4 protein-coding genes are annotated in these 6000 nt (G+C 64.8%); all 4 read left to right on the top strand.

What is annotated here, in order from left to right:
- The first annotated feature begins 588 nt into the window (after positions 1–588).
- Genes VFC51_05870 through VFC51_05855 form a run of 4 tightly spaced genes read left to right on the top strand, consistent with a single transcriptional unit; the run spans position 589 to position 5987 of the window.
- On the top strand, positions 589–1482 hold the full coding sequence (locus tag VFC51_05870) for a universal stress protein (protein HZT06538.1): 894 nt from the start codon (positions 589–591) through the stop codon (positions 1480–1482).
- The gene (locus VFC51_05865; protein ID HZT06537.1) at positions 1472–3790 is read left to right on the top strand and encodes a glycosyl hydrolase family 65 protein; all 2319 of its coding nucleotides are present in this window, start codon (positions 1472–1474) and stop codon (positions 3788–3790) included. Before VFC51_05870 ends, VFC51_05865 begins: the two co-directional genes overlap by 11 nt.
- Positions 3791–3820: 30 nt before the next feature.
- A complete protein-coding gene (locus VFC51_05860; GenBank protein ID HZT06536.1) occupies positions 3821–5065 on the top strand; it encodes an amino acid ABC transporter substrate-binding protein in 1245 nt (414 codons plus the stop codon).
- 46 nt (positions 5066–5111) lie between these two features.
- On the top strand, positions 5112–5987 hold the full coding sequence (locus VFC51_05855; GenBank protein ID HZT06535.1) for a branched-chain amino acid ABC transporter permease: 876 nt from the start codon (positions 5112–5114) through the stop codon (positions 5985–5987).
- The last annotated feature ends 13 nt before the right edge of the window (positions 5988–6000 follow it).

Here is a 6000-nt window from a genome sequence, read left to right as displayed (position 1 = left end):
GGGCTGTGGTATCCTCGCGCCAAGGCGTATCCCTCCAGTTCATTTCCCCGTCCGGGGTCTTGTGTTGCGCTGGAAGGGTACGCCTTTCCTTGACGCGGGCGCCTGCGGGCGCCCAATTTCCACAACTCTTGAGATTAGCTCGGAGCGCACGCGTCGCTGGAGAAGATTCGTAGGAGTCAGGGCGTCATTTACGATGCTGACGTGGTGAATGCGTGTCTTGCGTTGGTTCACGAAGCGGCCTTTAGGTTCGTGGGACGGTGGTGCCTCGAAAGCGCGCCTTGTCGCGCGTCGTACGAAGGGTGTGCGCGGCGATCGGCGTCCCGGGCAGACGGTCAACCCCTGCCTTCACTTCGGCTCCCGTGCTAAAAATCGCGTACGATCTTGCGACATTTGCCAAAGGCCCGAAAGTCTGTCCGTGAAAGGGGCGCGTTTCCGGTCGCATTCGCGGTGCCAAACACCCGCGTCTTACAAGTTGCTGGCCATTGGCACGGATGAGGCGACCCGCTCGTGACGTTCGGTGACCGGAAAGCGCACAGATCGGAGGCGCGTGTGAGAGAGGCAGAGCCCGGCGCGGCCCCGGATTCAGCAATGACCGTACTCGTCGCCGTGGACACCACGCCCGATGCCCCAATTGCCGTAGCGGTCGCGCAGGCGATCGCGCGTCAGCTCGGCGCGCGACTCGAGGGCCTGCACGTTTCGTCGGCCCCGGTCTCGGAGGGCGACGTGCGTCCCCTCCTCGGTCTGTCCGGTGAGGAAGGCGAGTCGATTCACCTGCGGCTGGACGTGGGCAACCCAGCGCACGAGATCGTCGCAGCGTCGAGCGACGGCACGGTTGTGCTGGTCGTCATTGCGGCGGGCATGCCAACGGACGAGAGCCCGGTCGGCCCTGTCGCGCTGGAAGTTGTCCGCCACACGCATCGGCCCCTTGTCGTCGTCTATCCAGCGAAACTGGCCGGGGAGGGTCGTTCTCCCGGGCCCGTGCGTCGCCTGCTGGTGCCCGTGGATGGCACACCGAGCACCGGACGTGCGCTGCGACCGGTCATGGCGCTAGCACACGAGCTGGGTGCATCGGTCGACCTGCTCTATGTCGCCGGTTTCCAGCGGTCGTCGTCGGAGCCGGGCACGCTTTCAGCGCCGCGATACGTGGACCAGCCCCAGCACGAGTGGCCGAGCTGGTCCGGCGAGGTCGTCGACCGTTTGCTCCGTTGTCTCGCGCGCTGCCCCGAGGACGTCCCAGCCGAGATTCATCTGGCGACAGGCGACGTTGCAGAGGAGATCGCGCGCTTCGCATTGGAGCATCGGGAGGACGCCATTGTGCTCGCCCGGCGGAGCCAACTCGAGCCGGGGAATGGAAAGGTTGTCTGGGACGTGTTCCAGAACAATCCGCTTCCGCTCGTTTTCATCACCGCTCAGTTCCGTCACGCGGGCTCGAACGCGACGGCCCCTTATCGCGGGCCGTCCGGGGGGGCCCGTGTCGCGTAGCGAACAGCGCCGTAATCTCGACCTGGCCGCACTCATTCCTCCCGACGGCGCGATCAGCTCGAAGGGCGACGTCTGGCGCCTCGAGCATCACGGATTCGTGCCCGAGCTCGAGCACGACATGGAGTCCCGCTTCGCCTTGTCGAACGGGTACCTGGGGATGCGCGCGTCACTGCCATCACCAACTCACGCCTCCCGCCCTCGAACGTTTGTCTCGAATCTCTTCTGGATCCCACCGGGACAGCCGCGGGTCCCCTGCCTGATCCCTGTGCCCGACTGGCATGAGGTGCACGTGTCCGTGGACGGCACGAGCGTGCGCCTCGATCGCGGGGCCACGATCGACTTACGGCGTGTGCTCGACATGCAGATCGGGGCGTACTGGGTCGAGTGGCGGTACCACACGCTCGACGGCCACGACGTGCGGACGCGGATCTCGCACTTCCTGTCGTTGGCCGATCGGACGCTGGCGGTTCAACTCATGGAGGTCGAGGGCGGGTTTCCGTGCCGTCTGGGCATCGAGGCAGGTGCTGGTGCACCCGGTCCCGGACTTGTCCCGGATCTTCGGCATTCCGTTGGCGACGTAACCGTCTGGCGCGCCGACGAGGATGGGTCGTACCTGGCGATTGCGCGCGACTACCGCCTGGCGCGCAATGGGCAGCAACTGGCCCCGGTCGTCCTGCCGGGACACGACCGACGTCGGTGGTCGTTCAGCGAGGACGTCAATGGACAGGTGGCCATGCGGCGATTGGTGTCCATGGGTCGTGGCGACCGAGAAGACGCCGTCGACGTCGCCGCGGAGTCGCTTCGCCGTGCGCGCCGGTCGGGCGCCGCAGCGCTCTTTCGGGCGCACAGCCGGGCCTGGTCGGCCCGCTGGAGCGCGAGCGACGTGGAGATCACGGGCGATGCCGATGCCCAGCGGGCGATTCGCTTCGCGATTTATCATCTTGTGAGCGCGGCTGACCCTTCCGATGAGCACGTTTCCATCGGCGCCCGGGCCTTGACGGGCGACGCGTACATGGGGCACGTGTTCTGGGACACGGAAACATTTCTCCTTCCCTTCTACATCCACACGTGGCCCGAGGCGGCGAGGGCGCTTCTGATGTACCGCTACCATACGCTTCCGGCGGCCCGGGCCAAGGCGGCCAAGCATGGATTCCGGGGCGCCTTCTACCCGTGGGAATCCGCTCGAAACGGGGAGGAAGCCACACCTCCCTACGTCATCACCCCTGATGGGAAAGTCATCCGCATCGTCAACGGTGAGCAGGAGATCCACATCAGCGCCGATGTTGCGTTCGCCGTATGGCAGTACTGGCAGTCGACCGGCGATGACGGATTCTTCCAAGACGCTGGGGCAGAGATTCTGCTCGAGACCGCGCGATTCTGGGCGAGCCGCGCGACGCTCGAGGCGGACAACCGCTGGCATATTCGCCGCGTCGTTGGCCCGGACGAGTACCACGAGGCGATCGACGACAACGCGTACACGAACGGCATGGCACGTTGGAATCTGGAGCGCGGCGTCGAGATCGCCCGCACCCTGGGGGCACGGTGGCCGCACTGGTGGAGCGGTTTGCGCCGGAAGATCTCGATCTCCGATCGCGAGGTCGAGACGTGGTCATCCGTCGCGTCGAATATGACGCTCGATTTCGACCCGAATGGCACCATCATCGAGCAGTTCGCCGGCTTCTTTCAGCTCAAGCCGATCTTCCCCCGTGATTATCCAAATCGGCGCGAGCCGATGGACGTACTACTGGGAAGAGAGCTCACCCAGCGCGCGCAGGTGCACAAGCAAGCTGACGCGGTGATGCTCCTGTGCCTGCTGGGAGACTGGTTTTCGGCCGAGGTTCAGCGCGACACGTTCTACTTCTACGAAGTCCGATGCGGTCACGGAAGCTCGCTCTCGCCAGCGATACACGCGCTAATGGCCGCTCGGCTCGGAGACCTGGACCTCGCTGACCGCTACTTCACGGAGGCCGCGAACATCGATCTGGAGGACACATTCGGAAACGCCGCCCACGGTGTGCACATCGGCGCGCTGGGCGGGCTGTGGCAGGCGATCGTCTTCGGCTTCGCTGGAGTCCGGTTCCGAGCGGACGGGCTGTCCATCGATCCCCACGTGCCGGCGCACTGGGGAACGCTGGCTTTCCCCGTTCAGTGGCGTGGTCGCCACCTGCGGGTCTCCCTCGAACCGGCGAGCGGAACGCTGCGGGTCGACCTCTTGCGTGGTCGCTCGGTCGCGGTCACGGTGGGCGGGAAGCCGTATCGAGCGCGTCTCCGGCATCCCGCCGTTGTCCAGTATGCAGAGGCAAAATGATGGCAGAGGCGTGAATACAGGGAGGGTGCGTTGTATCGACGAGCAATGACACCGGTGCTCATGGCAATCGTGATCGGAATGGCGTCCGCCTGCGCGAATGCTTCGGTCAGCTCATCGGGAGGTGGCGGCGCCGGAACGGACACGCTGGTCATCGGCGCTCCGCTTGGCATCACGGGATCGGCCGCCGCCGAGGGGGTACTGACCAAGAATGGGTATGACCTCTGGGCGGAGGCGGTAAATCAGGCTGGCGGAATCAAGGCCGGCGGCAAGACGTATAAGGTCGAGATCAAGTACTACGACGACGGGAGCGATGCGCAGCGAAGCGCGCAGCTCACCGATCGCCTGATCACGCAGGACGGCGTCAAGCTCCTCCTCGGCCCCTACGGAACGGCGGCGACCAACCAGGACGCGCCAATCGCCGAAAAGAACCAGGTGGTCATGGTAGAGGGGAATGGAGCGGCCGAGTCCATCTTCAGCCACGGTTACAAGTACACGTTTGGCGTGCTGAGCCCTGCCAAGAAGTATGCGGCTGTCATGGTTGAGATGGCGGCTGGGCAGAACCCAAAGCCAGCATCCGTTGCCATCCTCTCGGCGAACGATGCCTTCTCCGTAGAAGTGGCGGACGGCGCCCAGGACATCGCCAACCAGCAGGGCATCTCGGTCGCGGCATACGAGAAGTACCCGGCGAACGCCACGGACCTCTCGAACGAGGTCACCATCGCGAAGAACTCCGGAGCGGAAATGCTCCTGAACTCCGGCCACCTCGCGGAGAGCCTGGCGATCATGAAGGCCGCGAAGGAGCTGGACTACAGCCCCAAGCTCTTCGCCTTTACCGTGGGCCCCACCACCCCGGACTTCATCCAGGGACTCGGGAGGGATGCTGAGGACGTGGTAGCCAGCTCGCAATGGACAGACACGGCGAAATACGAGGGCGTCGACATCTTCAAGACTCCAAAGAACTACAACGACCTGTACACAAAGCGGTTCGGAAGCGCGCCGGACTACCACGCGGCCGATGGCACGGCCGCGGGCGTCGCCTTGCAGCTCGCCATTGAGAAGGCGGGTTCCATTGACCCGTCCGCTGTCCGAAACGCGCTGGCGAACCTCGATGCGATGACGTTCTACGGACAGATCAAGTTCGATGAGCGCGGCCTCAACGTCTACAAGCCAATGGTGGTCCAGCAGATCCAGGATGGGAAGCTGAAGACCGTGTGGCCGTCAGACATCGCGGAAGCATCGGTCCGATACCCGACGCCCTCGTGGGGTCAGCGTTGAAGCACGCCTGCTCCGCAAGTAGCCGGATGCGACGGCTGGTGGCCGCGTGATCGGCGTCGGGCAGACGCTGGTAAACGGGCTCCTCCTCGGCGGACTCTATGCGGCGGCGGCCGTGGGGTTTTCGCTGGTCTGGGGGATCATGAATCTCGTCAACCTCGCGCACGGCTCCTTCATCATGCTCGGCGCCTACGTCGTGTTCTGGTGCTTCACCTTGTGGCATGTCGACCCGTTCCTGGCCCTCCCGATTGCGATGGCGGCGCTGTTTGCGCTGGGGTTCGCCACGCAGTGGCTGCTGGTGAACCAGATCCTTCGCGCGCCGCTTCTGATGACGCTGCTGCTCTTCTTCGGCATTTCGCTGGTAGTCACCGACGTCGCATACCAGCTCTGGAGTCCGAGCCTGCGGACGGTGCAGCTCGCATATGGGAGCGCGGGCCTTCACATCGGTCCGATCATCGTGCCGTTCGTCCGTCTGGCTGCCCTGACGATCGCGGTCGCCCTCACCGGCGCGCTCTCCTGGTATCTGAATCACACCAGGGGCGGGCTCGCGATTCTCGCTACTGGGCTCGATCAGGAGGCGGCGCGCCTGGTCGGCATCAATCCCCGATACACGTACGCAATGACGTTCGCCATCGGCGCGGCGTTCGCGGGCGCCGCCGGCGTCCTCGTCGCCATCGTCTATCCGATCTCACCCACCATCGGCGATCCGTACACCCTCCGATCGTTCGTGGTCGTGGTCCTGGGCGGCGTCGGCAATGTCTGGGGGGCAGTGCTGGGCGGGCTGCTCTTTGGCGTCGTGCAGGCGGCAGGCGGGTTTGTCTTTGGCTCGGGATTTGAGGACGCCATCGCTTTTGGGGTGATGGTGCTCGTGCTGCTCATTCGTCCTCAGGGCCTCATCGGCCGGCCCTTCTACTCAACAAGTTGACCGCGGTCTCGTT

Source organism: Chloroflexota bacterium (assembly GCA_035652535.1).
Lineage (GTDB): Bacteria > Chloroflexota > UBA6077 > UBA6077 > SHYK01 > DASRDP01.
The sequence above is the reverse complement of the archived record's forward strand: the minus strand, read 5'-3'. Positions and strand labels throughout refer to the sequence as shown.

Excerpts from the sequence above, each read along its gene's own strand:
- VFC51_05870 (HZT06538.1), top strand. The coding sequence starts at position 589 with ATGACCGTACTCGTCGCCGTGGACACCACGCCCGATGCCCCAATTGCC.